Raw genomic sequence first — 24935 nt, 5'->3', positions numbered from 1 at the left:
AAGCTGCATAGCAACTTAAAGCGCTTTGGTGACAGAACCATGACGGTCTTGTCACCCTCCTGAATAGGGCCTGTTTTATCTGCTTAGAAACGGTAGTGAGAGAATGCTTTGTTGGCTTCAGCCATACGGTGCACATCTTCACGTTTCTTAACCGCAGCGCCTTTGCCTTCAGATGCATCAAGCAACTCGCCAGCAAGACGTAAAGCCATAGTTTTTTCAGAACGCTTAGCAGCAGCATCTACTAACCAACGCATCGCTAGAGCAGTACGACGGGATGGGCGTACTTCCATAGGAACTTGGTATGTAGCACCACCAACACGGCGTGCTTTTACTTCGACCATAGGACGAACTTTTTCAAGAGTAGTCTCGAAAAATTCAACTGGGTCTACTTTAGATTTTTCTTGAACGCGGTCTAAAGCACCGTAAACGATACTTTCAGCAATAGATTTTTTACCATCTTGCATTACGTGGTTCATGAATTTAGCGATTGTTTGGCTGCTGAACTTAGGATCCGGAAGGATTTCACGAGCAGCGACTACGCGACGTCTTGGCATTTTAAACTACCTATAAAGATGACACTTCAGGTTTATCCAGCATGAGTACAAAGTGTCATGTACTACTCGCTGGCCTTACTATACGTCGCTTGGAATTTTCACAAAATTAATGCAGAAATCAGACAAGCGAGACGATAAAGGATTGCGGTTCTACGTTCTTAAAATTTAATTCTTAACGAATTATTTCTTAGGACGTTTAGTACCGTATTTAGAACGAGACTGGTTACGATCTTTAACACCAGCACAGTCTAAAGAACCACGAACGGTATGGTAACGTACACCTGGTAAGTCTTTAACACGACCACCACGGATAAGAACAACACTGTGCTCTTGTAGGTTATGGCCTTCACCACCGATGTAGCTAGAAACTTCGAAACCTGAAGTTAAGCGAACACGGCAAACTTTACGCATTGCTGAGTTAGGTTTTTTAGGTGTAGTTGTGTAAACACGTGTACAAACACCACGGCGCTGTGGACAAGCCTTCAACGCAGGAACTTTAGATTTTTCAACTAAAGTCGTACGACCCTTGCGGATCAACTGATTTGTTGTTGCCATTTGGCAATTCTCCCGTTAATAAAAAGCCCCAAAAAACTACTACTTTTTGAGGGCATGCAATTGTAATTCAAGATGCAAAATTGGTCAACCTACTCAAGCAAGCAAATGCCGTTTCTCACGACATTTGCTTGCTTTTATTTACCTTCAAAATTCGCTTATTTTTTTGAATTTTTACCAGCTTTTTTGGTCACGTCTTGAGCTTCAGATTTAGTTTCCGAGTTTTCTTGATCCTCTGCACCCTGCTGTGAAGTCTCTGTAGCAGCTTCTGCCTCGTCAGCAGCTTCTGGATGCAGTTCAGCTTCGATTTCCGGGTCAAATGAAGTTTTGGTTAAAGCCGGCTGTTGCGACTGCTTGTCTGCCGCAGGTTCAACCAACTCATCGTTGAGCGCCTCCAGCCCTTCACTCACCTTTTCATCTTTCTTCACTTCTGCTTCTTCAGAACTCAGATCATTCTGCTCTTTTTTGACCAGCTTGACTTGGGTAATCGTGTTATTGCCTTCAATCGCAATATCTTTATCCATGATCAGATTATCTTTCGCAGGCTCAACTTCGTGAGAGGCACCATTTAGGAGTTTCGGAGTTGCCTGTTGCAACAAACTGACTGCTTTTTCATAGGCAGCATAAGGAGACAATTGCGAATCCTGATGCTGAATCAGGTATTGGCGTGCATGCGAGAATGCTTCCTGAGCTTTCTGATTTACATCCTCGACAAAACGATGGCTATATACAGCACCAATACCAGCACTCGCCAGAGGCGTCAGTTTGGTTAATCGCTCCAGAATCGAAATTTTTGGCAGATGATTCATCCATTCCCATTTAGCCTCTCCCTCATGACGACTTAACCATTGCTTGATGGCGCTGACATCATTATCAGAACCTAGCATGGCTTGTAACTGCGAGATATCATGAGTTTTAAGTGTATTACTTAAAGCTTTTAAACCTAATAATAAGGTCTGTTTTTCCGCAATCAGGCTCAGGTCAATCTGTCTAAAGATATGCTGAACGATTTCCTGATCATCTTCTTTACTCAGGTCAAAACCATAAGAGCGACCGACTTGATAGATGGTACGCAATGCCATGAGCAAAGAGGCTGGAATATCAATGGCAGTACCAAGCATCCCTGAAGCGCCACTCACTGCCCCCTGAACCGTCGCAATCCATTTGTTTTGTTCACCCAAAGCCTGTGAAATTCGCTTGGATCGATCGACGTCCTGAGTGAGTTCCTCTAAATCTTTCGCTCCCGCTTCATTCAGAATGGCATCAACCGAACTGGTTTGATTACTAAATTGATTCAGACGATCATAAAAGTAGTTAGACACTTTTTCGGTTAAATCGGGAGAAACAAAATGCGCGACATTATTCACGGTATTAAAACGGCGTCCGAGAAGTTGGCGCGATACATTTGGAAGATGCTCGCGAAGCATTTGCTGAGGATTGTCATATTTTTTAGCTGAAAAAGCGCTTTTCGTCTTCGCCGAACCATCAATCACCTGATCGGAGCTGGAAGGCTTCAGTGCTTTAGTCACCGAATCCGGCGCCACATGATTCAATAAATCCAATCCGGTTGAACTGAACTTTTTCGCCACTCCAAAGGCATTCGAAATCAGACCATTAGATTGTTTATTATTAGCATTTACCATTTTTTACCTCAGCATTCATGTGCTTGTATTTGGTATAAATACTAGGTGTAGTCAGCGTTTATCTCAACTTTATTCTGTTTCATTTAGTAAAACCCCTACACGCCGACTCACAAACTCAACCGACTGTCACACGGCATAACATTTGCCATAAGATTTCAAAAGTCTTTCTGCTATCATGTTCCCCATCATGAAATAAGGCTAAGCGCTGGATTGGGCGATTTTAAAACCCAGATATCTGCCGCTGAGCATAGAGCAAACTATAAGGATCTGTAGATGAAACGTGTTGTCATCACTGGCATGGGTATTAACTCATGTATTGGTAATACATTAGAGGATGTAAACCATTCTTTACAAAACGGGATTTCAGGAACACGTTTTAATCCGACTTATGCTGAACTCAATTTCAAAAGTCATGTCAGTGCTGCAGCCGAGCAGGATTTCGACGGGATCGACCGCAAACTAAAACGCTTTATGGGCGTATGTGCGATGTATGCGTACAACTCAGCTCTTGCTGCAGTTGAACATGCAGGTTTAAAAGTTGAAGATCTAGCTGGCAATCCACGTTATGGTATCGCGGGTGGTTCAGGTGGCGGTTCAACTGCTTCCGTTATTGAAATGAACGAATTATTGCAAACCAAAGGTGCGCGTAAAGTCGGTCCTTTCTTTGTACCACGTAATATGACCAACACCATTACGGCTAACGTTGGCGTTGCATTCAAATTACAAGGCGTTGCACATACCATTACCAGTGCATGTGCAACCTCTGCCGATGCGATTGGTTATGCCTACAACCTGATTCAACTCGGCAAACAAGATTTAATGCTGGCAGGTGGCGGTGAAGAAGATCACTGGTCACAAAGCTTGTTGTTTGATGCGATGGGCGCACTTTGCTCTAAATACAATGACAGCCCTGAAACAGCATCACGCCCTTATTCTGCAGACCGTGACGGTTTCGTGATTGCCGGTGGTGGTGGTTTTGTGATCCTTGAGTCTTTGGAACATGCGCAAGCGCGTGGCGCAAATATCTTAGCTGAAGTGGTTGGTTATGCTGCAAACAGTGATGGTGCTGATATGGTTGCACCATCTGGTGAAGGTGCAACACGTTGCGTACTGATGGCTTTAGAAGAAGCAAAACAACACGGTGTCGATAAAATTGACTATGTAAACACACATGGTACTTCTACTCCAGCGGGTGACATCACAGAACTTAAAGCAATGGAACGTGCTTTCGGTGAAGGTCAGGTTCCTCCACTCAGCTCAACCAAATCAATGACGGGTCACAGTCTGGGTGCTGCTGGTGTTCAGGAAGCGATTTATTCGGTTCTGATGATGCAAAATGACTTTATTGCGCCAAACATCAACGTGACCGAGCTGGATGAAGGCGCGAAACCGTTTGATATCGTGCTTGAAAAACGTGACGCAAAATTGAATACTGTGATGAGTAACAGTTTCGGTTTCGGCGGCGTAAATGCTTGTCTCATTTTCAAAAAGTGGGAAGGCTAAGCTGCCCAATTTAGGGTGACTTGATGGATGCTCCTTCTGATGCTTTCTTGTGGGTAAAAGCATTACATATTATTGCAGTGGTTTGCTGGTTCGCGGCTTTGTTCTACTTGCCACGGCTGTATGTTTACCATGCCATGAGCGAAGATGCCGTCAGTCATCAACGCTTTGAAGTCATGGAACGCAAGTTGTACCGTGGCATCATGTGGCCAGCCATGTTGGCTACCTTGATTACAGCGCACTTTCTGGTGGATTGGGGTGATGCAACGCGTCATTACCATGAAGCCTTATGGTTTTACCTTAAAGTCGGCCTGGTCGGCTTATTGGTGATTTACCATCTGGTGTGTGGTTATTACCGCAAGAAGCTGATTGGTAATGCACACTACAAGTCACACAAGTTTTGGCGTTATTTTAATGAGATGCCAACCTTGATCTTATTTGCAGTGGTGATTTTAGTCGTGGTTAAACCTACTTTCTAATTCACCCACGCAATCAAAAAAAATCCCCGATCAGTCGGGGATTTTTTATGTCTGAATATTTAATGATTACCACGCTGACGCATACGTGGCTTATACAGCAGTCGATAGGTCACCGCCAGAATAATCAACCATAAAGGACTGATCATCAGAGCTTTTAGAGTGTCAGGTTCCAGGCTTAAAATAATCAAGGCGAATAACAGGAATGCCAATACCACATAAGACATCCATACCTCACCCGGCATTTTAAAGGTCGAGGCGGCATGCTTTTGCGGTTGCTGCTTACGGTAACGGATATAGCACACCATAATGATGCTCCAGATACTAATAAACAGGATCACACACAGCGAACTCGCCAGAGTAAAGGCTTCCATGGTGTTTGGCACAAAATACTGAAATGCTGCCCCCAACATAATAAAAGCACAGGAGAAAAATAACCCTGTGGCTGGTACAGCTCTGCTAGATAACCGCGCCAAAGCTTGAGGTGCTTGTCCGTCACGTGCCAGACCAAACAACATACGGCTGGTCGAGAATACGCCACTGTTCATAGAGGACATCACTGACGACAACACCACCAGGTTCATGATAATGGCTGAAGTTGGAATACCGGCATACAGGAACAAACTCACAAAAGGACTTTGATCCGCAGGAATCAGATGCCATGGTGTAACCGACATGATCATCAGCAATGACAATACATAGAACAGAATGATACGCGTAGGAATGGCATTGACCGCTTTGGGTAAATTCTTTTCTGGATCTTTGGTTTCTGCCGCCATCGTACCGAGCAGTTCCACCCCGACAAAGGCAAACATGGCAATCTGGAAACCTGCCAGAAAACCAGTAAAGCCTTTGGGAAATAAACCACCATGTGCCCAGACATTACTAAAGCTGGCGACGGCGCCACTCGGTGCCTGAAAGCCGCTAAACACCATATAACCACCGACAAAGATCAAACCAAGAATGGCTAAAATCTTGATTAGTGCGAACCAGAATTCAATCTCACCAAACAGTTTTACCGTGACTAGGTTAATCGCGAGAATAAACAGCACACAGCCAATACTAATCATCGCCTGCCCCATCGGGGTAAAGGCCATGCCTTCGGGCAGCCAGAAACTCAAATAGTTAATAATCGCCGCGAGATCGGCAATCCCTACCAGCACCCAACCCAGCCAGTACGACCAGCCAATATAATAGCCAGCACCCGGCCCGATCAGGTCATGGGCCATATCAATAAAAGATTTGTAATGCAGATTGGATAGCAGCATTTCACCCAACGCACGCATCAGGAAGAAGAACATGCCACCAATGATCATATAAATGATCAAAATTGAAGGGCCTGCCAGGGAGATGGTTTTTCCCGATCCCATAAACAGGCCGGTACCGATACAGCCACCAATGGCGATTAACTGCAAATGTCGGTTAGAGAGTTTTCGTTGCAACTCATGCGGCGACGATTTTACGTCTTCTGTGCCCGGGGTGGTTTTCATTTTTACATCCTTTTTAATCTTTACAACAGCATCAAGCTGAATTTACAACGTTCAGTCCTCGAACGCTTATTATGATATTTTCATACTTTTTACTGCGCTGTTCAGTGAGATTTACTGCACTAAAACGACTTAAATCATTGCATGGGAGATTTCAATATCAAAAATTCAATTAAGCTTGAGCTGCAATGACTGCAATTTCAATCAGCCAGTCCGGATTGACCAAATCTGCCTGAATCGTAGCACGTGCCGGCGTACCATGACCTCGTAACCATTCCACCCAAAGCTGGTTTACGGTAGCAAAATCATCTAGATGCTTGACAAATAATTGTGCAGAAAGCAGCTGGCTTTTATCGGTATTTGCCAATGCGAGCAATTCCTCAATTTTTACAAAGACTTCCAGTGTTTGGCCGCGTACATCCAGATCCGTGCTATTTGGCACCTGACCTGATAGATAGACGGTTTGATGATGAATCGTCACCGCACTCATGATTTGATTGCTGTTGAGTCGCTGAATGGCTGTATTGTCCTGTGTCATGCTGATCTTCCTTGTTTGGGATATTTAAATAAAATTTAAACTAAAAATTTAAGCGTCAATCTGGAAATGAACCCGAGCGGTCACCGCACACATCAGCTCATAGCCGATGGTGCCTGAACTGGCCGCCACCTCATCAATCGGCAAAACCACACCTTGGGAAGATTGGCCCCAAAGTACCACTTCACTACCTATATCTGCGTGCGGCAGCGCAGTCAGGTCTACCGCCAGCATATCCATACTGATTCGACCCAATGTCTGTGTTTTGATTGAATCGACCAGCACGGGCGTACCGGTCGCCGATAACCGTTGATAACCATCCGCATAACCACAGGCCACAATCCCGATCCGCATATCCTGTGTGGCAATAAATTTGGAACCATAGCCAATGCTCTGACCTGCCTGGATCATTTGAATGGCGATAATTTCACTGCGTAAGCTCATGCTCGGTTGCAAATTCCAGTCTTGAATCGTGTGTGTTGGATAATCTGGCGAACTACCATAAAGCATGATGCCGCTACGTACGATATCGGAATGGAGGGTTTGATGATGCCGCAGAATGGCTGCGCTATTGCTGAGTGATGTTTTACCTTCAAACCCCTGAATCGTTTTATTAAAAATGAAATGTTGATGTTCAATTCCATCCAATCCAAAACGCTCACCATCCGCATCGGAGAAATGGGTCATATGCGTGATTGAACGGACATTATTTAGTTGATGCAGCTCCTGCCAGATCTCTGCATATTGCTGTGGCTCAAAACCCAGACGGTTCATACCGCTGTTCATTTTCAAAAACACATCAAACTGTGCATCTGGCACTATTTCGGCAAACTGTTTCAACCATTGCACTTGATGCGAGGAATGAATGGCAAAGCTCATTTCATGCTTCGCACATTCAAATAAATCCGTTAGAGCAAAAACACCTTCGAGCAATAGCAACGGCTTCTTGCATCCCAGCGCACGTAGGCGCGTGCCCTCTTCAATATCCAGAAAAGCAAAACCGTCCGCACCGTGAAGTGCCGCATAGACCCGTTCAATCCCGTGCCCATAGGCATTGGCCTTGACCACGGCAAATACCTGACTATTGGGCATACATTGGCGCACCACGCTTAAATTATGCGCAAGCGCCTGTTGATGGATAATTGCAGTAATGGGACGTGGCATACATTCCTCCTTGAATATTCCGCCTCAGATGGCCTTAGGCAGCTTGGTGATAGCGCGCCAATGATAGACCTTCAGTGCTGATTTCAGGATCACGTGCCAAAACCAGATCGCTGATTAATTTTCCTGAACCGCAGGCCATGGTCCAGCCTAGCGTGCCATGTCCGGTATTCAGGAACAGGTTTTTAAAGCGGGTTTTTCCAATAATTGGTGTACTGTCCGGAGTCATTGGACGCAAGCCTGTCCAGAAACTGGCCTGATTCATGTCACCCCCTGGGAATAAATCACGGGTCACCATTTCCAGCGTGCCGCGACGGTCTTCATTCAGACCCAAATTAAAACCGCTCAGTTCCGCCATTCCACCCACGCGAATGCGCTGGTCAAAACGTGTAATCGCAATTTTATAGGTTTCATCCAGCACGGTAGATTGCGGAGCGAAGGCTGGATCTAGAATAGGAATGGTTAATGAATAACCTTTTACTGGATATACCGGCAAATTCAGTTCAAGCGGTTTAAGGAAATCACGTGAATAACTACCAAAGGCCAGCACATATTTATCTGCCGTGAGCACCTGACCATTGACCAGAACACCTTTGATCTGGTCACCTTCTACAATCAGCTTTTCAACGTTTTGATTAAACTTAAACTCTACACCCATCCCTTTGGCATGTTCTGCCAGGGCATTGGTAAACAGATAGCAGTCACCTGTTTCATCATTGGGTAAATGAAGACCACCCACCAGTTTGTCTTTTGCCTGTGCCAATGCCGGTTCTACACGCGCCAGTCCATCGCGATCCAGCAGTTCAAACTCAACTCCAGTTTCCTTCAGAACTTCGATATCGCGCTGAACTGCATCCAGCTGCGCATCTTTACGGAAAATCTGCAAAGTACCTTTCGCGCGGTTTTCATAAGAGATGCCAATATCACGGCGCAAATTACGTAAACAGTCACGGCTGTATTCAGCCACACGCACCATCCGTTCTTTATTGACTGCATAATGCTGGGCATTACAGTTTTTCAGCATTTGTGCCATCCACTGCAATTGCCACAAGCTGCCATCGACATTAATCGCCAACGGTGCATGATGCTGAAACATCCATTTGACTGCCTTAAACGGAATACCTGGTGCAGCCCAAGGGGTCGAGTATCCTGGAGAAATCTGCCCGGCATTACCGAAGCTGGTTTCTTGCGCCGGACCTGCCTGACGATCCAGCACAGTCACGGTTGCTCCCTGCTGCGCCAGATAGTAAGCGCTTGCCACACCAATCACACCACTACCCAAAACTAATACGCGCATTACCTTAACCCTCAAACATCTTTTCAGTTTATTTCACTAGTATATTTTTGCTTTAATAGTTAAATTCACTATATTCAGACTGTATATTCAGTGGAATAAATATTTTTTCGGGCAGAATTAAAAAAAAAGAGGGAAATATTGATGCGCAAATTAGACCGCATTGACCGCATGATTCTGGATATCCTGCAACGCGATGGCCGGATTGCCATTAGCGAACTTGCAGCACGCGTCAATCTATCGACCACGCCCTGTTCAGAACGGGTAAAACGGCTAGAGCGCGAAGGCATTATCATGGGCTATTACGCCCGTTTAAATCCGGGAATGCTGGAGCGCAACCTGCTGGTTTTTCTGGAAATCAAACTCTCTGCCAAATCAGGTGATGTCTTTGATCAGGTGGCACGTAACCTAACCGAAATCCCGGAAGTCCTGGAATGCCATTTAATTTCCGGTGATTTTGATTATCTGGTCAAAGCACGTTTAAAAGAAATGAGTGCTTATCGCCGTTTACTGGGGGATTTACTGAAAAAACTACCCGCCTCTGCCTCCTCGCACAGTTATGTGGTGATGGAAGAAGTCAAAGAAAGTTTATATCTGGACCTGGGTATTTAATGAGTTTGAATTTCTAAAGCTACGGGCAAAAACAACAAAGCCCCAAACGGGGCTTTGAGATCGAACATTGATTGGAATTATTAAATCTTAAGCAGGAATGCGGAGCACCTGTCCCGGGAAAATATCATCTGCATCTTTGAGCAACGGACGGTTGGCTTCAAAAATCTTATTATACTGATTGGCATCACCATAAAATTCTTTTGAGATTTTCGACAGACTGTCACCTGATTTCACCGTGTAAAATTTACTTTCCGGTTCAGGACTGCTCACCGTAAGCTGATCATCCACTTTGGCGACATGATCAATATTACCCACGGCCAGAACAATCTTTTCACGATCGGCCTGACTTTGTACCTGACCTCTGACCGTCGCCAGATCGGAGGCTGAGTTATAACTGATGGATAAACCAGTGATTGGAAGGCCCAGACTTTTCACATGGCCGAGTAATTTATTTGCCACTTCCTGAGCAGAAGGCTCTGCAGGTTGTGCTGCAGCCGGCGTTGTCGTTGCAGGTGCAGCCTGTGGTTCCGCAGCAGCTGTATTCTTCTTACCGATACCTTTTACAAAATCAAAAAGACCCATAGCGGACTCCATTCTTGTTGTTAATATCACATCACCCTTATTTTTATAATGAAAACTCTATAGAGATAGTTAGTCATTGGTGACAGAAAGGTAATGGATTGTAAAACCTCCATTCATATAAAAAGCAGATACAAAAAAACCACCTCAAGGGTGGTCTTTATGTTCAGCAAAGCTGAAATCGGCGATTAACCCAGTTTCTTAGAAACGTAGTCAATTGCAGATTGAACAGTTGTGATTTCGTTAGAATCTTCATCAGGAATCGTGATGTCAAAATCATTTTCGAAAGACATAACAAGTTCAACTAGATCTAGAGAATCTGCACCTAAGTCATCCATGAAAGACGCTTCGTTTTTAATCTCTTCGATTTTGATACCAAGTTGTTCTGCAACTGCTTGCTTAACACGTTGTTCGATATCGCTCACAGGAATTCTCCTCATTGCTTGTGGCGTTTTTAATGCCGTTAGTTTAATTGAATCTAAAAAATTTGGAAAGTTTATACTTGAGCTTAGCTCATGTATAAGCCCCCATTTACATGCATAACTGTACCAGTAATGTAACTGGCTTTATCTGAAGCCAAGAAACTTACGGCATTTGCGATATCCTGCGGATCACCTAAACGGTTTAATGCCACCTGCTCAGTCATCTTTTTACGAATTTCTTCGCTTAGCTGTTCAGTCATTTCAGTCGCAATAAAACCTGGTGCTACCGAGTTTACGGTAATTTGACGGCTACCCATTTCTTTGGCAAGGCTACGGCTAAATGCCTCAATACCTGCTTTGGCAGCAGAATAATTGGCCTGACCCGGGTTGGCAAAGTGTGCCACCACAGAACTGATATTGATAATGCGGCCGAAACGCGCCTTGGTCATGCCTTTGAGTACACGCTTAGACAAACGGTAAACTGCTTTCAGGTGAATATTTAAAATATCATCCCAGTCATCTTCAGACATACGCAGCAGCAAATTGTCTTTGGTAATACCTGCATTATTGACCAACGCAAGGACTGGACCATAGTTCTGTTCGATGTCCGTTACCAGCGCATCAATCGCAGCACCATCACGTACATCTAGTACTTTTCCAGCGCCATTTTCAGCAAATTCTGCCGATAATTTTTCCGCACCTGCTTCAGACGTTGCAGTACCTACGACAAAATAACCGTCTTGAATCAATTGCTGTGCGATCGCAGCACCAATACCACGACTTGCACCTGTTACCAGAGCAACTTTACGTTCCTGTGTCATGCACTTTTCCCTTCTGCCGCCAATACGGTGTTTAATGCATCTTCCAGACGGGATTGACTGTCCAGTGGAAGTGCTTTTTGAATATTCGGCAAGCGTTTCGCCAAGTTGGTCAATACATTACCCGGACCACATTCTACGATGTACTCAATGCCTTCATCTTGAAGGTATTGTAAGGTTTTGGTCCATTGTACTGACTCATAAAGTTGCGCGGTCAACGCCTGACGCAATTCATCTACATTGGTTGCCGCTTGCGCGCCTACATTTTGTAATACAGGAATGCGTGGCAGCTCAATGGCGGTTTGTTCCAATGCCGGAGCAAACTGTTCAGCAGCAGGTTTCATCAATGAACAATGCGATGGAACCGATACTGGCAATGCAATGGCTTTTCCGCCGTTTTCTTTGGCCAATGCCATCACTGCTTCAACGCGATCTTTATTGCCTGCAACGACAACCTGCCCTTGCGCATTGTAGTTCGCCGCTTCGACAGAACCTTCGCCTGCTGCAGTTGCTTGTGCACACAGCTCAATCACTTTGGCATCGTCCAGACCCAAAATGGCAGCCATCGCACCCACACCCTGAGGTACAGCAGTCTGCATGAGTTTGCCACGCAAGTTCACTAGCTTCGCAGCATCACCCAGGCTTAAAGCACCTGATGCAACCAGTGCGCTGTATTCACCCAGTGAATGGCCTGCAAGATATTTCGGTGCTACACCGCCAGATTCCAACCACACGCGCCATAAGGCAATACTTGCAGTCAGCAATACCGGCTGGGTAAATTCGGTTTGATCCAGACCTTCGCCAGTTTGCGCAATCTGCCACAGATCAAAACCGACGGCTTCAGATGCTTCTGCAAATGTCTCGCGAATACTCGCAAACTGTTCTGCAAGCTCAGCCAGCATACCAGCTTTTTGGGAACCCTGACCCGGAAACACAAATGCAGTTTTTGTTGCTGGCGCTGCTTGTTCGAGTGGTGTAGCAGACATAATAAAATCCTTTCATTCAAGAGGTGTGCTTCTTCAATCCTAACAAGAAGACTGACCAATAAGACCACCTAAATCATTGTGGAGCGCAATTTAGCATGTAATTTTGTCGGCGGTAATTGCCAAATACAACAAAAAACCGATACACCTAAAAATCAAAGACAAAAAAAAGGGAGCTAAATGCTCCCATTTTTTCTACTAAGCTTGACGCTTAATACATCACCAATTATTCAGCAGATGCTTTAGCGAATAATTGACGACCACGGTAGATACCATCTTTAGATACGTGGTGACGACGGTGAGTCTCGCCAGTAGCTTGGTCTACAGTTAATGCATTCTCGGTTAAAGCGTCATGTGAACGGCGCATGTCACGGCGAGAGCGACTTTTACGGTTTTGCTGAACGGCCATGATGGCTCCTTACAAAGATCGAAAAAATGGATCAGAACAAATTCGATTGTCTTATACACAAGAGTATAACACAAAAATTAGTTAAGTTTACCCTTCAAAGCAGCCAAAACTTCAAACGGGTTGTCCCGTTTTTCTTCAGCCACTTCTTCTACGGCAGGTTGATGCTTATGTTCACAAAACTCATGTTTAGGCGACAACGGCATCAACAATAACAGTTCATCTTCTATCAGCGCGAGCAAATCAGCGGTCGCCGGTGCATCATAATCACCTTTGGTCGTTGCTTCACTTTCACCTAGGACGATGAAATCAGCATCCTCATCCAAGCGCTCTATCAGTGACTCATCATCCACAAGTGCTAAATGGAACGATGAAACCAGTTCAATTTCTACAGTTTCCAGACAACGCTGGCATTCCATAGGAACTTTTGTTTCAACGTGACCATCTAGCCATGCAATACGATGATAGGCATCCATTGATAGCTTACAGTCTATGTTAATCAATTGATCATCAATTGATCCAACAGCTTCACGAGCGATACGAACAAAGCGGGATAAAGGCAGTTGACCTGACCATTTAAAGCCCTGTTCAGCCCATTTAAACGGCTCAATCTGTGCCGGAAAGGTATTTGCTGACATAATTAAGGCGGCAATTCTACAAATTCATCAGTACTCTGTCAAAGATTAAGATACAATTTTGTACTTATTTCGACAGACCATTTGGGTAACTCAAGTCATGCATCTGTTGCAGCCGCAAACAGAAGTGAATGTTTCATCACTCGTTAGCACAATTCCAAGCCTTGATTCTGACAGTTCAACACAACAAGTGCAACTCTCGCCATGGGCGAATTTATCGTTAGAAGCGCAGCAGGTGGATTGGCTCATCTTACACTTTAATCACTGGTTTTCCCATTTAAATGTCACTTTAGTGCGCGGCGAATTTGAACCAGAATATTTCCCTGCAAGCGCAGAACGTCCTGCCCGGATCCAGTTTGCCCATGGTTTCTTTAATAGTGCCCTGCATGAAATCAGCCACTGGACCATTGCCGGAGACAAACGCCGTCTGCTGCCTGATCTGGGTTACTGGTATGCTCCGGATGGCCGTACTCGCGAACAGCAGGCTTTATTTGAACAAGTGGAAATCAAGCCACAGGCAATTGAGTGGATGTTTGCCCAGGCTTTTGGCCGTAAATTCCGGGTTTCTTTGGATAACCTGACTGGCGACGGCGGTGATGGTGCCAGCTTTAAAGACAATGTCTACGCTCAAGTGCAGGCTTATTTTAATGGTACAGCCAAACTTCCACGTGATGCAGCGCGTTTTATCCAATGTATCTGTATCTGCATCAGAGGTGGCAAAAGTTTACAATATGATGAATTTATACGTGAAATGCTTGATTAAATTACACAAATCTACCTTTTTTATGATTGCCAGATCTTGCCTGAGCGCCACATAATAAGCCATCAGCCCAAGCTTGGAGTAGTCTCTATGCTGCATTTACGCGTACACCCAGACAATCCGCAACCCCGCTTAATCAGTCAGGCAGTGGAACGTATCCGTGCGGGTGATGTGGTGGTCTATCCCACTGATGCGGCCTATGCGATTGGTTGCCAGATTGGAAACAAGAGTGCCATGGAGCGGATTGCGCAAATTCGTGGTCTAGGCCCAAAGCATCAATATGCGATTCTGTGCTGTGATTTATCCGATATTGCCACTTATGCCAAGGTGGACAATGCAATGTATCGTTTGCTGAAAAATAATACACCAGCCATCACGACCTTTATTTTACCTGCGACCAGTGAAGTGCCACGTCGGTTAATGCATCCCAAGAAGAAAACCATTGGTCTACGCATTCCGAATAATCCGGTGTGTCAGATGCTGCTCAAAGAACTCGGTGAACCGTTGTTGACCTCTACCCTGATTTTACCGGGTCAGACTGACCCACTTGATGATCCTTATGATATTGAAATGCAGCTGGGCAAACGCATTGATGTTTTTGTAGATAGTGGTTTAGGCACGTTAAGCACGACTTCTATTGTAGATTTATCCGGTGATCATCCAGAAGTGATTCGTCGTGGTATGGGAGATGTCAGCGCTTTTGAATAAATGACGCTTGAGAAATTCCTACAAATATTCGCGGAGTCAGAATGAATGGATTTATTTTACTTGCTCCTAAATCAGCATGAATTTTCTGCACAGGATTTAATCTATGTAGAACTGCCTTGGACACTGCAATCCAAGGCAGTCATGGTCGAAGCACATTTTCCTTCCCATCCCACTGTAAATATTGATCATACTGAGTACCAATTTTTCCTGACGTTGGCTCTAGTGAGACAGATATTGCAGATCTACTCCAACCAGAACGTATGCTTGGCAGAGACTTGCCAACGTATCATTGAATTTGCGACCAAGGAATACAGTCATCCCTCACTATGAAAATCTAAAACAGCATATGATGAGATGTTGCAGTTCTATTCTTTTCAATTCAGCAGGTATGCAGTGGCTGGCAAAACCAGTTTAGGAATCTGAACTACGTTCATAATGACGAACTGCAATGAAATTTGGGCATTGCGATAGCTTCTGTTCATGGTGCATGAGTTCCTCGCCCAGCTTATTTTTCAGATACACATGAAAAATGATCTGATCATCTTCCAGTACATTCAGCATCGCCGTACGTGCTTTGGGTTCCATGACTTTAAAGGAATTGATCGACTCACAAGACATGGCTTGCATATCCAGTTTAATCCGCTCATCCAGCTGGTCGCCCTCATAAGCCATATGCCGCATGTAAAAACGAATATTGGGATATTGGTCCAGCACACTAAAATCCATTTTCATGGCCTGCATGACAGGTCGGGCCTGTTCCGCAAAAGCTGAAAATCCGCCTGATTTCAGTCCTGTGCGTGCTTCATCTTCAAGCTGCATAATCTGATATTTGGGATAAGCCCAAAATCCCCCGAATGCGATCATCCCAATAACAACCAGAATAAGTGGCATGCTTTCTTCACCTTTTTATTGTTTTTTGTGATTCTTGACTATTTTTCGAGAGTATAGCGGTATTTTTGACCAAAAATTACGGGGAAATATTTTATTAATACTTATTAATTTTATGTTTTTTAATGGGAAATCCGTTTAAAAATCATTCGATATCTGCCAGCTAGCTTATTTACTCTTTTGAGGAGAATCACTGTATTGATCGAGTTTTTTAAGTGCATCAACTGGCCTCATCCACCAGATACGCTTGATTATGAGAGCCAATTTAACGTGAAAATCACCGCAGCATTTCCCGCTATGTTCTGTCATTTTTCTCGTTGCTATTTTGAAAGAGCTGATAAATTCCATTATTTTTTTAAGTTTTTATGGCTTTGACGGCTTATTTAATTTATTTAAAGTTACTTTTCCAGTACAATGACAACGCTTAATCCTGTGCTTTTCTTTCGATCAGATACCGAAAATCAAGCCTTTGCATGCCTTTGAAAATTCGCGTGGCCTATAATTGTAATGACTCAAATTATCCATAACACTATGGAATCTGCTCCGCACATTCGGGTTCTGGATGAATGGCAGGATACAATTCCAGAGGATCTGTACATTCCTCCAGCGGCATTTGAAATCTTATTAGAACATTTTGAAGGCCCACTCGACTTTTTAATTTACCTGATTCAAAAAAACGGTTTTGATCTGTTACAGGTCGATATCGCGCCGATTGCAGCACAGTATTTGTCTTATATGGACGCGATGAAATCTCTGAACATCGAGCTGACGGCCGATTATATGGTGATGGCCGCCTTGCTGGCAGATCTGAAATCGCGTTTGCTCTTACCTAAACCGAAAAGCCTGACTGCGATTGAACAGGATCCAAAACAAGAACTGATTGACCGTTTAGAAAATTATTTAAGAATTAAACAGGCAGCAGAACGTCTGGGCCAGATGCCAATTCTGGAACGTGACACTTTCACCACTAACATCAGTCTGGGAGACATCCAGCAGCCGAATGAAGGCTATTCAAGCGATTTATTGCGTGATGCCTTGCTTTGTATATTTAACCGTCCTGAACCGGTGATTCATCAGGTGCAACAGGAACCGGTACTGCTGGAAGAACGGATTGCCTATATTGAAAGTTGTATTGAAACTGGCGCAGTGCTCAGCTTTAAGGACTTGTTGAAACCGAGCCAAGGCCGTATGGGCATGGTCGTGACCTTTATGGCGGTGCTGGAACTGACCCGACAACAAAAAATTCAGATTATTGCTACAGGTATTGAAGCCCCGCTCGCAATTCAAGGAGCCAGTCAATGACACTCGATCAAAATACGCTGTTATCTGCAGAAGATAATCTGCATGAAGTATTAATGCAGCTTGAAGCCATTATTTTTGCCAGCGACTCTGCGGTTTCATTGGCTCGTCTGAAAGAAGCTTTTCAAGATCGCTATAGCAAGCAGGAATTACGTCAGTATTTACAACAACTTTCCATGCTGATGCATGGCCGTTCAATCGAACTGATTGAAACAGCACAAGGTTATCGTTTTCAAGTGCGTGCAAAATATCGTAATATTATTGCACAGACCTGGCCTGAGCGACCGGCTCGCTTGTCGCCTTCATTACTAGAGACGCTTGCGGTGATTGCTTATCACCAGCCAGTGACCCGAGCGGATATTGAACAAATTCGTGGTGTCACGAATAACAGTCAAAACTTGCGTACGCTGTTTGACTGGAACTGGATTAAAGAGTCTGGATTTCGTGAACTCCCTGGAAGACCTGCGTTGTTAATGACAACGCCACAATTTTTAAATGCGTTTGGCCTGAATAGTTTGGGCCAATTGCCTCCCCTGCAGGATGCCAAGGAAGCTTTTATGGCCCTCGATGCGAATGCACCGAAGTCATAAATAGGTGAACTGTTGATAATTATTTCTAAGGTTATGCTGTCATGAGTGAAAAGTTGCAAAAGGTGCTTGCACGCGTTGGTTTGGGTTCTCGCCGTTATATGGAAGAAGTCATTGCCGCGGGTCGTGTAAGTGTCAACGGGCAAATTGCCCAAGTGGGTGAACGAATCGAACCAGGTGATGAGCTTCGCATCGATGGTCGTAAAGTTGCCTTCCAGATTGAAGACGAAATCCGTCGTCGTGTCATTATTTACTACAAGCCTGAAGGCGAGATCTGCTCACGTAGCGATCCTGAAAACCGTCCGACTGTATTTGAACAGCTGCCTGCTATTCCGGGCGATCGCTGGGTAATGGTGGGTCGTCTGGATATTAACTCGACCGGTCTGCTTTTATTCACAAATGATGGTGAACTTGCGAATCGCTTGATGCACCCATCGAATGAAATCGAACGTGAATATGCAGTTCGTGTCATGGGTGAAGTTACACCACAAATTCGTAACAACATGCTCAAAGGCGTGGTGCTAGACGATGGTCCGGCAAAATTCGAATCTTTCTCTGAACTCGGTGGTGACGGGATCAACCGTTGGTTCCAGGTGGTAGTAAAAGAAGGTCGTAACCGTGAAGTACGTCGTATCTTTGAATCACAAGGCCTGAAAGTCAGCCGTCTACTGCGTACCCGTTATGGTAGTGTGATTTTGCCACGCGAACTGCGTACCGGTCGCTGGATTGAACTGGATAAAAACGATATCGACAACCTGACCAAAGCTGTGGAATTGAAACCACGTCAAGGTACTGGTTTGTTTGGTATGGCGAAACGCCGTAATGAACGTATGCAGGACAAGCCGATGGCTGCACGCCGTGGCGGTTTCTTGCGTCAGCAACGTCGTGACAGTGATGAGCAACCACAAAATAATACTGGCCGTGAGCGTCGTGATGACAATGCTTATGGTCGTCGTGACAGAGCTGAAAACCAGAATGGCACTCAGTTTGTGCGTCGTGAAAACCGTCCGGATCAAGGCTTTGGTCGTCGTGAAGAGCGTGATGAAAATGCGCCGCGTCGTCCATACGGTATCAACAAAGGCTTTAAAAAGTTTTAATTAAGATAAATAAAAAAAGTCAGGCACATTGCCTGACTTTTTTTATGCCTTATGCATCAGGCACTTTGTGGAATCCCTTGCGGAATGGCACCGAGTAAACGCTTGGTATATTCATGCTGTGGAGATTGATACAATTCATCTGAATTGGCGATTTCCACCAATTCACCATGATTCAGCACCATGATCTGATCTGAAATATATTTCACTACCGACAAATCATGTGAAATAAAGATATAGCTGAGTCCGAATTCATCCTGCAAATCTTGCAGTAAATTCAGCACCTGCGCCTGTACTGAGACATCCAGTGCCGAGACCGATTCATCGCAGATCAAAATCTCAGGCTTTAAGGTCAGGCAACGTGCGATTGCAATCCGCTGACGCTGACCACCGGAAAACTCATGCGGGTAGCGATAAAAAGCCTGAGCAGGCAAGCTGACCCGTTCCAGCAAATCCAGAGCCATTTGTTTGCGTTCGGCATCATCCTGACCAATCTTGTGAATCTGCATCGGTTCCATCAGGATTTGCCCTACGGTAAAGCGCGGATTCAGAGAAGCATAGGGATTCTGGAAAATGATCTGGATTTTACGTTGATACTGGGTAAATTCCTGTTCCGACATGTCCAGAATGTCCCGACCCTGAAACAGTGCCTTACCGCCCGTAGCCTTTTGCAGACGCATCAGCAACAAGCCAATGGTGGTTTTACCCGAACCGGACTCCCCGACCAACCCCAAGGTCTTGCCTTTGGCCAGCTGAAAAGAAACTCCTTTTACTGCTTGAAACTCATCTTTGCCAAACAGTCCTTTACGACTATAAAAAGATTTTTGCAGATCCCGTACATCCAGAATAATTTCCTCTCCGCCCTTTAGTCCACGTGAACGTTGCGGAAGCTGAGTATTCAGACGAATATCTTCCAGCCAGGTTGAACCATCCTGTTTCATAAAATCGCTGATCATCGGCAAACGTAACGGACGTTGCGAGAGTTGCGGGCGGCAGTGCAACAAGGCTTTGGTATACATGTCCTGAGGCCAGTCCAGCACCTCCCGAACCGGACCCTGTTCACGGATTTCCCCATGGCGCATCACAATAACCTGATCGGCAATTTCACCAACCAATGCCAGATCATGGGTAATAAACAGCATCGACATCTGACGACGCTGACGTAGCGATTCCAGCAAGTCCAGAATCTGCTTTTGAATAGTCACATCCAGAGCGGTGGTCGGTTCATCTGCAATCAACAGTTTCGGTTCACAGGCAATAGCCATGGCAATCATGACCCGTTGCTGCTGTCCACCGGAAAGCTGCCCCGGATAGGCATCAATTTTAGTTTCTGGCGCAGGGATCCCCACTTCTTTGAGGAGCTCCAGGGTACGTTGCCGCGCCTGTTTTTTATTCATGCCTAAATGTAGTTGCAAGATTTCTGCAATCTGCATGCCTACCGTAAATACCGGATTTAGCGAAGACATTGGCTCCTGAAAAATCATGGCAATGTCTTTGCCGCACATCTTGCGCATTTCACGGGTTTTAAGCTTGAGCAGGTTTTTCCCTTCAAAGATGATCTGGCTATCTTCTGAAATACGTGCGCTTTCTGCCGGAAGCAGGCCCATAGTGGCGAGGGAAGTGACCGACTTGCCACTTCCCGATTCGCCTACCAGTGCAACTGTGGTATTGGCCGGAATCTCGAAAGAAACCCCTTTTACAGTCTCAATATATTCTTTATTTTCACCTTTAAAACTGACTCGCAGATTTTCTACGCGAAGTAGCGCAGGTGCTGTGCTTGGATTGATTTCAGACATCGTTGCGCTCCTATTTCAGTTTTGGATCTAATGCATCACGGAGTGCATCGGTAAACATCGAGAAAGCAGTTACCAATACCGCCATGGCGATTGAGGCTGCCGCCAGTTGCCACCATTTACCCAAAATCAGCTCGCTTTGTGCTTCATTTAGCATACTGCCCCATGACACTACCCCGATAGGCACACCAAAACCAAGGAAGCTCAAAATGACTTCGGACTTGATAAATGCCACCACCAGAATAGACATCTGTACCAGGGCAATATGGCTGACATTGGGAAAAATATGGACAAACATACGACGCATATTACTCACGCCAATCGCCTTGGCAGCCAGCACATATTCACGTGCTGTATGTTTCATATATTCAGCACGAACCAAACGGAAGACCCCGGTCCAGCCAGTCAGACCTAAAATCAGGATGATTGATAAAATACCTTTCTGCTGTAACACTGCGGCAATGGCCAAAACCAGCAACAGATAGGGAATCGAGGTAAAGATATTATAGAACCAGTTTAGGACATCATCGACCCAACCACCAAAGTAACCTGCTATTGCACCCAGTGCAGTCCCAATCAGTACAGCGACAAAGGCTGCAATCAGTCCAACCAGAATCGAGGTTTCAGCCCCCTTAATGGTTTTCTGTAAAACATCCTGGCCCCATTTATCGGCACCGAAGACCAGACTTTGCTTGAGTTCCCCACTTTCATCCATCAGCTGGCCACCGAGCTCCTGATTAATGGCCTTCATGTCTTCTGCCAGCGGATCGACCACTCCATAATAATCGATGCCTGCACCTGCACCCTGCTCAGCAGCAATTTCAGCATTTAATTCAGCAATGACATCTTTTAAGGGATCAACTGGATTGACCGGTACAGCAACAGATTCTGTACCCTGTTCTGCATCAGATGCAGCCGGAACTGGCGCTGCACTGATAAAACTCGGCGGTGCATAGCTGACCGCTACTTCTTTATTCCAGTCTTTGGCAATCAGGCCGCTCATTGACAGCACCAGTAGCAGCAAATAAAACAGCACTACATACAGGGAAAACATGGCAATCCAGTCACGTTTCAAACGGCGCATGGCCAGTTGCCATAATCCTGTTGAAGCCGATTCAGGTGCTGCTTCAGCCGCTTGTTCTTTTTTAAATATCGCACTCAGCATAATTCACCTACTTCAACTGTACACGCGGATCGACCCATTTATAGATCAGATCGGCAATCAGGTTGAATATCATGGTCGCAGCAGCGACATAGACCGTAATGGCTTTAATCACAGGAAAATCGGAACGTTCTACCGCAATAATAACTTCACGGCCAATTCCAGGAATACCAAAAAAACGCTCGATCAGGAAAGCACCGATCAGCAGTGCCGGAAGTCCTGCCATCACATCGGTAATAATCGGAATCGAGGCATTGCGCAGGACATGCACGCCCATGATACGGTTTTCACCCAGGCCTTTGGCACGCGCAGTACGCACATAGTCCTGATTGACTTCATCCAGTACAAAACTACGATACAGGCGTAGTGTTGGTGCAATACTGACCACCAACATAATCAGCACAGGTAACAAGGCGTATTTGAAAAGATTATCAGCGAAATTATCGCTCCAGCCCTGTACCGGGAACCAGCTCAATTCATAAGCCAGGAAATACTGGAACACGATGATGTACACCAGAATACTGATCGACATACCGATCGTACACAGCATCATGATCATGCGATCTGTCAAAGAACCACGAACCGAAGCCACACCCAAAGCCAGAATGATAGAAATAATAGTTTGCAGAATGGTCAGTGGAATCAGAATGGTCAGTGAGGGCCCCAAACGGGTGGTAATAATCTGTGCCACCGACTCCCCGGTGCTCCAGCTCACTCCATAATCAAAGGTTAAAATCTGCTTGATAAAGATCCAGAGTTGTACGTAATACGGTTGATCCACACCCAGTTGCTGACGGATGTTCTCAATCTGTTCCGCATTGGCCATTTTACCGGCCAGAATATAGGCAGGGTCTCCACCTACCCAGTTAAACAGCAGGAATATCAGCAAAATCACCCCGAGCATGGTCGGGATCATTTGCCAAAGCCGTCGAATAATATATGCCAGCATCGCTTGCCTTCCTTAATTTTTTCCAGATATTTCATTAAAGAAAGCTTTGCTGTCCGGATCACGACCCAAGAAGTCTTTCACCATTTGCTCGCCATGCTTTTGTCCACCTTGAGCCAGAACCGTATTTCGATAATGCGCACCGACTTTCTTGTCCATCAGCTGATCGCCAAAGGAGGAAAGCATATCCAGGGCAATGACCTCAGACCACATATAGCTGTAGTAACCTGCCTGATAGCCGCCCATCAGATGTCCGAACTGTCCCGGGAACTGCTGACCGTTGACATAACCCAAGGCAGTTTTACCTTCCATATCCTGCCAGAGTTTTAAAGGCTCAATGTTTTTTGCATCTTTACCATGCAGGGCCATATCATATTGGGCATATAAAGCCTGACGGGCGTAATGCAGGCCTCGACCGTAATTCTTCACATTCTTTAAGCGCTCGGTCATGGCAGCATCCACCCGAGGACATGCTGGCTCACAGTAATCTGCTACTTTTGACAAGGTTTCCAGACGACGTGCCCACTCTTCGTACATCTGTGACGGCGCTTCAACAAAGTCACGCTCTACCGAGGTACCAGACTGCTCCGTATAACGGGTTTTCGATAGAATCCCGTGCAAGGCATGCCCCATTTCATGCACAAAGGTTTCCAGTTCGTTGCTGTTCAAGCCCTTACGGTTAAAATTGGTCACCAGTACCGATACCGGACGACGCTGATTCAGGGTACTGCCGCCATAAGCTCCCCAGACAGCTGCATGCCCATATTTGCCTTCACGCGGGTATTTATCGACATATAATCCGCCCAGAAATTCGCCCGTAGCTTTGTCATGTACCGCATAATATTCCACTTCATCATGCCAAGCCTTAACTTTCACCGGCTTGAACTCAATGCCATAGAGTTCCGAAGAAATAGCGAATAACCATTTTTGCGATGCTTCTGTCGGGAAATAATCCCGCAATTTTTCCTGGTCTACCTTGTATTTGGCCTGACGCAGTTTTTCACTCCAGTAACCCTGATTCCAGCGTGTAATTTCTGCTTTCTCTAATGGAACTTTTAAAGTTTCAGCCTTGAACTGACGTAATTGTTCTACATCCTGCTTTTCTAGAGGTGCAACTTTGGCATAAACCTCATCCAGAAAACCGTTCACTGCTTCCGGAGTTTTGGCCATGCGGAATTCAAGCGCAGAATGGGCATAGCTTTCCTTGTCAAAAAGTTGTGCCATTTCATAACGCAGATCAATGGCATTTTTCATGAATTGCAGGTTTTGTTCGGTCCCGCGACGCGTGTAAGCAGTCTGGTAACGTTTGCGTGCTTCATCACTTTCTGCCAGCTCCATAAAAGGCTGGTATTCCGGATAATCAAAGCCAAGCAGATAATTGCCCTTTTCATTTTTCTTTAAATTTGCGATGTAACTTTCTGGCAGGCCTTTCATTTCAGCTGGAGTAAATTCAACTTTTTCAGGGTTATCCCGCACATTTTTGGAAAAATCCTGCCCCAGTTTGGTACTTTCTTCAATAATTTCTTTCAGTCGTTTCTGTTTTTCTGCACTAAGTTGTACCCCGGTATTCTCAAACTGTTCCAGAATATCTTCTAAAAATTTCTGATCAATCGGATCGCTGGCTTTCAGTTTCTTGAACTGGGCATACAGTTTAGGATTCTGATACAGGGTGGTCTGGTATTTGCTGATTTTAAGTTCACAGTCATCGGCTGCCTGACGCAATGCAGGATCCGGATCGACATTACTATATAGTCCTACTGCAGCACCGAAATCCCGGGCTTTGGCATGCAACTCATCCCATTCAGCCAGATAAGGCCCTGCCTTGGCTTTATTTTTAATTTTCTTATTTTCAAATATCTGGATATCTTTTTGCATGGAAGCCAGACTGGCATCACATAAAGACGGAATTTCTGCAGCCTTGAACAATGGCAGCAGCTGTACTTGGGTATCTGCCGCTAAACCTTGATATCCCCCCATCATCATTAAACATAAGGTACTTAATTTTAAAGATTTTGATTTCATATTCATCTCCAGATTTTTT

At 45.1% G+C, this 24935-nt stretch carries 27 protein-coding genes; 9 read left to right on the top strand and 18 right to left on the bottom strand.

Features of this window, described 5'->3' with window-relative positions; all coding sequences use genetic code 11:
- Nucleotides 1-83 precede the first annotated feature (83 nt).
- From rpsG to WFH18_RS01925, 3 genes are all read right to left on the bottom strand, one after another.
- Nucleotides 84-554: a 30S ribosomal protein S7 gene (rpsG, locus tag WFH18_RS01935; protein ID WP_004279240.1), complete on the bottom strand. Its 471-nt coding sequence runs from the start codon at nt 552-554 to the stop codon at nt 84-86.
- A gap of 180 nt (nt 555-734) precedes the next feature.
- On the bottom strand, nt 735-1109 hold the full coding sequence (rpsL, locus tag WFH18_RS01930) for a 30S ribosomal protein S12 (RefSeq protein ID WP_002050319.1): 375 nt from the start codon (nt 1107-1109) through the stop codon (nt 735-737).
- A gap of 155 nt (nt 1110-1264) precedes the next feature.
- On the bottom strand, nt 1265-2749 hold the full coding sequence (locus tag WFH18_RS01925; RefSeq protein ID WP_305177234.1) for an EcsC family protein: 1485 nt from the start codon (nt 2747-2749) through the stop codon (nt 1265-1267).
- 273 nt (nt 2750-3022) lie between these two features.
- Between WFH18_RS01925 and WFH18_RS01920 the strand changes: the two genes are divergently transcribed.
- Together WFH18_RS01920 and WFH18_RS01915 are read left to right on the top strand one after the other, a co-directional pair.
- Nucleotides 3023-4252, top strand: a complete 1230-nt coding sequence (locus WFH18_RS01920) for a beta-ketoacyl synthase N-terminal-like domain-containing protein (RefSeq protein ID WP_004730606.1) — start codon at nt 3023-3025, stop codon at nt 4250-4252.
- Nucleotides 4253-4275: 23 nt separating this feature from the next.
- Nucleotides 4276-4728, top strand: coding sequence for a CopD family protein (locus tag WFH18_RS01915; RefSeq protein ID WP_004646107.1), 453 nt, complete (start codon nt 4276-4278; stop codon nt 4726-4728).
- Between the two features lie 59 nt (nt 4729-4787).
- On the opposite strand, the gene WFH18_RS01910 is transcribed toward WFH18_RS01915, so the two are convergent.
- The 4 genes from WFH18_RS01910 to WFH18_RS01895 all read right to left on the bottom strand — a co-directional run bounded on the left by WFH18_RS01910 (nt 4788) and on the right by WFH18_RS01895 (nt 9205).
- Nucleotides 4788-6215 carry an amino acid permease gene (locus WFH18_RS01910; protein ID WP_305177235.1) on the bottom strand — a complete coding sequence of 476 codons (1428 nt, stop codon included), beginning with the start codon at nt 6213-6215 and terminating at the stop codon, nt 4788-4790.
- A gap of 169 nt (nt 6216-6384) precedes the next feature.
- Nucleotides 6385-6750, bottom strand: coding sequence for a RidA family protein (locus tag WFH18_RS01905; protein ID WP_305177236.1), 366 nt, complete (start codon nt 6748-6750; stop codon nt 6385-6387).
- A 48-nt stretch (nt 6751-6798) separates the two neighbouring features.
- Complete coding sequence (alr, locus tag WFH18_RS01900; RefSeq protein ID WP_247143895.1) at nt 6799-7911, bottom strand: alanine racemase; 1113 nt, start codon at nt 7909-7911, stop codon at nt 6799-6801.
- A 34-nt stretch (nt 7912-7945) separates the two neighbouring features.
- A complete protein-coding gene (locus WFH18_RS01895) occupies nt 7946-9205 on the bottom strand; it encodes a D-amino acid dehydrogenase (protein WP_164542813.1) in 1260 nt (419 codons plus the stop codon).
- Nucleotides 9206-9346: 141 nt separating this feature from the next.
- Here WFH18_RS01895 and WFH18_RS01890 point away from each other — a divergent pair, with 141 nt between their 5' ends.
- Nucleotides 9347-9814, top strand: a complete 468-nt coding sequence (locus tag WFH18_RS01890) for an Lrp/AsnC ligand binding domain-containing protein (protein ID WP_164542812.1) — start codon at nt 9347-9349, stop codon at nt 9812-9814.
- Nucleotides 9815-9901: 87 nt separating this feature from the next.
- On the opposite strand, the gene lysM is transcribed toward WFH18_RS01890, so the two are convergent.
- The 6 genes from lysM to WFH18_RS01860 form a co-directional block, all read right to left on the bottom strand.
- A complete protein-coding gene (gene lysM / locus WFH18_RS01885; RefSeq protein WP_005104830.1) occupies nt 9902-10396 on the bottom strand; it encodes a peptidoglycan-binding protein LysM in 495 nt (164 codons plus the stop codon).
- Nucleotides 10397-10581: 185 nt separating this feature from the next.
- A complete protein-coding gene (gene acpP, locus WFH18_RS01880) occupies nt 10582-10818 on the bottom strand; it encodes an acyl carrier protein (RefSeq protein ID WP_004646101.1) in 237 nt (78 codons plus the stop codon).
- A gap of 83 nt (nt 10819-10901) precedes the next feature.
- A complete protein-coding gene (gene fabG, locus WFH18_RS01875; protein WP_004646100.1) occupies nt 10902-11636 on the bottom strand; it encodes a 3-oxoacyl-ACP reductase FabG in 735 nt (244 codons plus the stop codon).
- A complete protein-coding gene (fabD, locus tag WFH18_RS01870; protein WP_004730620.1) occupies nt 11633-12619 on the bottom strand; it encodes an ACP S-malonyltransferase in 987 nt (328 codons plus the stop codon). Before fabD ends, fabG begins: the two co-directional genes overlap by 4 nt.
- 223 nt (nt 12620-12842) lie before the next feature.
- Nucleotides 12843-13025, bottom strand: coding sequence for a 50S ribosomal protein L32 (gene rpmF, locus WFH18_RS01865; RefSeq protein WP_004279227.1), 183 nt, complete (start codon nt 13023-13025; stop codon nt 12843-12845).
- A gap of 77 nt (nt 13026-13102) precedes the next feature.
- The gene (locus WFH18_RS01860; protein ID WP_004279226.1) at nt 13103-13660 is read right to left on the bottom strand and encodes a YceD family protein; all 558 of its coding nucleotides are present in this window, start codon (nt 13658-13660) and stop codon (nt 13103-13105) included.
- A 97-nt stretch (nt 13661-13757) separates the two neighbouring features.
- On the opposite strand from WFH18_RS01860, the gene WFH18_RS01855 reads away from it, so the two are divergent.
- The 3 genes from WFH18_RS01855 to WFH18_RS01845 all read left to right on the top strand — a co-directional run bounded on the left by WFH18_RS01855 (nt 13758) and on the right by WFH18_RS01845 (nt 15455).
- Nucleotides 13758-14420, top strand: coding sequence for an elongation factor P hydroxylase (locus WFH18_RS01855; RefSeq protein ID WP_164542820.1), 663 nt, complete (start codon nt 13758-13760; stop codon nt 14418-14420).
- Nucleotides 14421-14507: 87 nt separating this feature from the next.
- Nucleotides 14508-15125, top strand: coding sequence for an L-threonylcarbamoyladenylate synthase (locus WFH18_RS01850; RefSeq protein ID WP_004646095.1), 618 nt, complete (start codon nt 14508-14510; stop codon nt 15123-15125).
- 45 nt (nt 15126-15170) lie between these two features.
- Nucleotides 15171-15455 (top strand): hypothetical protein, encoded by a 285-nt coding sequence (locus WFH18_RS01845; RefSeq protein WP_164542811.1) that lies wholly within the window; start codon nt 15171-15173, stop codon nt 15453-15455.
- Nucleotides 15456-15536: 81 nt separating this feature from the next.
- On the opposite strand, the gene WFH18_RS01840 is transcribed toward WFH18_RS01845, so the two are convergent.
- A complete protein-coding gene (locus WFH18_RS01840) occupies nt 15537-16016 on the bottom strand; it encodes a hypothetical protein (protein ID WP_004279222.1) in 480 nt (159 codons plus the stop codon).
- A gap of 504 nt (nt 16017-16520) precedes the next feature.
- Between WFH18_RS01840 and WFH18_RS01835 the strand changes: the two genes are divergently transcribed.
- The 3 genes from WFH18_RS01835 to rluB are packed head-to-tail and all read left to right on the top strand — an operon-like array spanning nt 16521 to nt 18996.
- Nucleotides 16521-17315 (top strand): segregation and condensation protein A, encoded by a 795-nt coding sequence (locus tag WFH18_RS01835; RefSeq protein WP_181953439.1) that lies wholly within the window; start codon nt 16521-16523, stop codon nt 17313-17315.
- Entirely contained in the window at nt 17312-17902 is a 591-nt protein-coding gene (gene scpB, locus WFH18_RS01830; RefSeq protein ID WP_005104832.1) for an SMC-Scp complex subunit ScpB, read from the top strand. Before WFH18_RS01835 ends, scpB begins: the two co-directional genes overlap by 4 nt.
- Before the next feature lie 41 nt (nt 17903-17943).
- Entirely contained in the window at nt 17944-18996 is a 1053-nt protein-coding gene (rluB, locus tag WFH18_RS01825; RefSeq protein ID WP_164542810.1) for a 23S rRNA pseudouridine(2605) synthase RluB, read from the top strand.
- A gap of 56 nt (nt 18997-19052) precedes the next feature.
- Here rluB and WFH18_RS01820 read toward each other — a convergent pair whose 3' ends face one another.
- The 4 genes from WFH18_RS01820 to WFH18_RS01805 are packed head-to-tail and all read right to left on the bottom strand — an operon-like array spanning nt 19053 to nt 24916.
- Nucleotides 19053-20789, bottom strand: a complete 1737-nt coding sequence (locus WFH18_RS01820) for an ABC transporter ATP-binding protein (protein WP_164542809.1) — start codon at nt 20787-20789, stop codon at nt 19053-19055.
- Between the two features lie 10 nt (nt 20790-20799).
- Entirely contained in the window at nt 20800-21951 is a 1152-nt protein-coding gene (locus WFH18_RS01815) for an ABC transporter permease (RefSeq protein ID WP_164542808.1), read from the bottom strand.
- A 7-nt stretch (nt 21952-21958) separates the two neighbouring features.
- The gene (locus WFH18_RS01810) at nt 21959-22897 is read right to left on the bottom strand and encodes an ABC transporter permease (protein WP_004279216.1); all 939 of its coding nucleotides are present in this window, start codon (nt 22895-22897) and stop codon (nt 21959-21961) included.
- A 12-nt stretch (nt 22898-22909) separates the two neighbouring features.
- A complete protein-coding gene (locus tag WFH18_RS01805; RefSeq protein ID WP_164542807.1) occupies nt 22910-24916 on the bottom strand; it encodes a M3 family metallopeptidase in 2007 nt (668 codons plus the stop codon).
- Nucleotides 24917-24935 lie beyond the last annotated feature (19 nt).

The organism is Acinetobacter sp. USHLN143, from assembly GCF_037145695.1.
GTDB lineage: Bacteria > Pseudomonadota > Gammaproteobacteria > Pseudomonadales > Moraxellaceae > Acinetobacter > Acinetobacter fasciculus.
Note: the sequence above shows the minus strand (reverse complement) of the source record. Positions and strands in the feature narration are given on the sequence as shown.

What these genes read in the sequence shown, in the direction of transcription:
- WFH18_RS01920 (WP_004730606.1), top strand. Translation starts at nt 3,023, where the DNA reads ATGAAACGTGTTGTCATCACTGGCATGGGTATTAACTCATGTATTGGT.
- WFH18_RS01820 (WP_164542809.1), bottom strand. Translation starts at nt 20,789, where the DNA reads ATGTCTGAAATCAATCCAAGCACAGCACCTGCGCTACTTCGCGTAGAA.
- WFH18_RS01890 (WP_164542812.1), top strand. Translation starts at nt 9,347, where the DNA reads ATGCGCAAATTAGACCGCATTGACCGCATGATTCTGGATATCCTGCAA.
- rpsG (WP_004279240.1), bottom strand. Translation starts at nt 554, where the DNA reads ATGCCAAGACGTCGCGTAGTCGCTGCTCGTGAAATCCTTCCGGATCCT.
- WFH18_RS01805 (WP_164542807.1), bottom strand. Translation starts at nt 24,916, where the DNA reads ATGAAATCAAAATCTTTAAAATTAAGTACCTTATGTTTAATGATGATG.
- rpsL (WP_002050319.1), bottom strand. Translation starts at nt 1,109, where the DNA reads ATGGCAACAACAAATCAGTTGATCCGCAAGGGTCGTACGACTTTAGTT.
- lysM (WP_005104830.1), bottom strand. Translation starts at nt 10,396, where the DNA reads ATGGGTCTTTTTGATTTTGTAAAAGGTATCGGTAAGAAGAATACAGCT.
- WFH18_RS01810 (WP_004279216.1), bottom strand. Translation starts at nt 22,897, where the DNA reads ATGCTGGCATATATTATTCGACGGCTTTGGCAAATGATCCCGACCATG.
- WFH18_RS01815 (WP_164542808.1), bottom strand. Translation starts at nt 21,951, where the DNA reads ATGCTGAGTGCGATATTTAAAAAAGAACAAGCGGCTGAAGCAGCACCT.
- WFH18_RS01840 (WP_004279222.1), bottom strand. Translation starts at nt 16,016, where the DNA reads ATGCCACTTATTCTGGTTGTTATTGGGATGATCGCATTCGGGGGATTT.
- WFH18_RS01860 (WP_004279226.1), bottom strand. Translation starts at nt 13,660, where the DNA reads ATGTCAGCAAATACCTTTCCGGCACAGATTGAGCCGTTTAAATGGGCT.
- WFH18_RS01855 (WP_164542820.1), top strand. Translation starts at nt 13,758, where the DNA reads ATGCATCTGTTGCAGCCGCAAACAGAAGTGAATGTTTCATCACTCGTT.
- WFH18_RS01915 (WP_004646107.1), top strand. Translation starts at nt 4,276, where the DNA reads ATGGATGCTCCTTCTGATGCTTTCTTGTGGGTAAAAGCATTACATATT.
- rluB (WP_164542810.1), top strand. Translation starts at nt 17,944, where the DNA reads ATGAGTGAAAAGTTGCAAAAGGTGCTTGCACGCGTTGGTTTGGGTTCT.
- WFH18_RS01910 (WP_305177235.1), bottom strand. Translation starts at nt 6,215, where the DNA reads ATGAAAACCACCCCGGGCACAGAAGACGTAAAATCGTCGCCGCATGAG.
- WFH18_RS01845 (WP_164542811.1), top strand. Translation starts at nt 15,171, where the DNA reads ATGGATTTATTTTACTTGCTCCTAAATCAGCATGAATTTTCTGCACAG.
- alr (WP_247143895.1), bottom strand. Translation starts at nt 7,911, where the DNA reads ATGCCACGTCCCATTACTGCAATTATCCATCAACAGGCGCTTGCGCAT.
- WFH18_RS01905 (WP_305177236.1), bottom strand. Translation starts at nt 6,750, where the DNA reads ATGACACAGGACAATACAGCCATTCAGCGACTCAACAGCAATCAAATC.
- fabG (WP_004646100.1), bottom strand. Translation starts at nt 11,636, where the DNA reads ATGACACAGGAACGTAAAGTTGCTCTGGTAACAGGTGCAAGTCGTGGT.
- fabD (WP_004730620.1), bottom strand. Translation starts at nt 12,619, where the DNA reads ATGTCTGCTACACCACTCGAACAAGCAGCGCCAGCAACAAAAACTGCA.
- WFH18_RS01925 (WP_305177234.1), bottom strand. Translation starts at nt 2,749, where the DNA reads ATGGTAAATGCTAATAATAAACAATCTAATGGTCTGATTTCGAATGCC.
- WFH18_RS01895 (WP_164542813.1), bottom strand. Translation starts at nt 9,205, where the DNA reads ATGCGCGTATTAGTTTTGGGTAGTGGTGTGATTGGTGTGGCAAGCGCT.
- WFH18_RS01835 (WP_181953439.1), top strand. Translation starts at nt 16,521, where the DNA reads ATGACTCAAATTATCCATAACACTATGGAATCTGCTCCGCACATTCGG.
- scpB (WP_005104832.1), top strand. Translation starts at nt 17,312, where the DNA reads ATGACACTCGATCAAAATACGCTGTTATCTGCAGAAGATAATCTGCAT.
- WFH18_RS01850 (WP_004646095.1), top strand. Translation starts at nt 14,508, where the DNA reads ATGCTGCATTTACGCGTACACCCAGACAATCCGCAACCCCGCTTAATC.
- rpmF (WP_004279227.1), bottom strand. Translation starts at nt 13,025, where the DNA reads ATGGCCGTTCAGCAAAACCGTAAAAGTCGCTCTCGCCGTGACATGCGC.